Source organism: Sulfurospirillum sp. MES (assembly GCF_000789415.1).
GTDB lineage: Bacteria > Campylobacterota > Campylobacteria > Campylobacterales > Sulfurospirillaceae > Sulfurospirillum > Sulfurospirillum cavolei.
Window position 1 is genome coordinate 1 of the sequence record NZ_JSEC01000054.1, and the last position, 627, is coordinate 627.

Consider the following 627-nt stretch of genomic DNA (forward strand, 5'->3'; position numbering starts at 1 on the left):
ATTAAAGTAAATCAGCCAAAAAAACTGTAAAATTACAAGCAATGGCTAAAATCAGTTTTTTAAAAAGTTAGAAAATTGAGCTTAGAAGATATTGGCTTGGCTGCTTGGTTGAATTTGCAAGTGGCTCGTAGTAAAAAAAAATAGCAAAAAAATGAGATCAAGCCCAAAAAGAAGAGGTAATCTTAATTTTTAAAATAGACTTTTGCAAAAAGAAAAAGCACCAAAGGTGCGTGGGCTTTCTGCCGAAGAAAACGCAGTGTTAACGTAGTCTTTAGAGCTTTGCTTTAAAGACGTGTCAAGAGTTCTGCAAAGAACTCTCATAAATTAAAGCAAGTTTTTTGCGTCAAAGGCGGCGTCCAAGCTATCGCTAACTTTCCCGTTTGAGCTTAATCGTAAAAAGCGCGCCGTCTTGAGTATTGCTGACGTTAATGATGCCGTTCATATTATTTTCGATAATCATCTTGGTCATATAAAGCCCGATTCCAGTACCCTGTTTGGCGTGTTTGGTCGTAAAATAAGGCTCGAAAATACGCTCGATATGCTCCGCCGCGATGCCGCCGCCGTTATCTTCGATTTTGATCAGCGTGTAGCGTTTGCCGTTTTTAACGCTCATCGCGATATACGGTG

The 627-nt window shown here is 39.4% G+C and carries 1 protein-coding gene; it reads right to left on the bottom strand.

Annotation, left to right across the window (positions count from 1 at the left end):
* Positions 1 to 367: 367 nt before the first annotated feature.
* A partial coding sequence (locus OA34_RS13360; protein ID WP_039676264.1) for an ATP-binding protein occupies positions 368 to 627 on the bottom strand: 260 nt, incomplete at its 5' end.